We start from the raw sequence: 350 nt of genomic DNA on the forward strand, positions 1-350 counted from the left end.
TGGCCTGAATCTTCACTTCGATTTCCTGCTTGAGTTCCTCGCAGGGTTTGGGCGCTGCCAGCGCGCCACCTGCAAGCATCAGCAGGGCCAGGGCAGGGATCATCCGTTGCATCGCGCGTCTCTCCAGGGTTGTGGGTGACCTATGAGATTGGACTGGCAGATTGCCCGGCAGTTCTAGTCGTCACCCTGCAGGGTGGTCAACTGCGCATGGCGTTGTTCGGCGGGCAACTGGCCCAGAGCGGCGACGGCGGCGTAGAAGGCCGGCCAGTCGCGGCCTTCGCGGGCAAACAGCGCGGCGAAGGCGGGCACCCATTGGTCATAGAGGCCGAAGGGCAGCAGCTTGGCGTTGT

The 350-nt window shown here is 64.0% G+C and carries 1 protein-coding gene; it reads right to left on the reverse strand.

Annotated elements, in window-relative coordinates; all coding sequences use genetic code 11:
• Window positions 1-174: 174 nt before the first annotated feature.
• Window positions 175-339 carry an aminopeptidase gene (locus J0A65_RS28040; RefSeq protein ID WP_416135341.1) on the reverse strand — a complete coding sequence of 55 codons (165 nt, stop codon included), beginning with the start codon at window positions 337-339 and terminating at the stop codon, window positions 175-177.
• Between the last annotated feature and the right edge of the window lie 11 nt (window positions 340-350).

Origin of the sequence: Bowmanella yangjiangensis, assembly GCF_017255015.1 — a bacterium.
GTDB classification, from domain to species: Bacteria; Pseudomonadota; Gammaproteobacteria; order Enterobacterales; family Alteromonadaceae; genus Bowmanella; species Bowmanella yangjiangensis.